Below are 241 nucleotides of genomic sequence, written 5' to 3' on the forward strand. Positions count from 1 at the left end.
CACCGCCGCGCGCACCGGGCTGGGCTTCCTACCGATCTATCTGGGCCCGCTGCTGATGCTGGCCTTCGGCTGGCGCATCCTCGAACGCCTGGTGCTGATCTCCGGCGAACACCGCATCGTTTCCATCGCCGACTTCCTGTCCTCGCGCTACGGCCGCGCGCCGGGGCTGGCCGCGCTGGTCGCGGCGGTCGCGCTGACCGCCGCGGTGCCCTACGTCGCGCTGCAGTTCAAGGCGGTGGCG

The 241-nt window shown here is 72.2% G+C and carries 1 protein-coding gene; it reads left to right on the forward strand.

The annotated features are described in order from the left end of the window. Positions 1-241: hypothetical protein (locus HKX41_13130; GenBank protein NNC25077.1), on the forward strand; the 241-nt coding region annotated here is incomplete at both ends.

Origin of the sequence: Salifodinibacter halophilus (assembly GCA_012999515.1) — a bacterium.
Lineage (GTDB): Bacteria > Pseudomonadota > Gammaproteobacteria > Nevskiales > Salinisphaeraceae > Salifodinibacter > Salifodinibacter halophilus.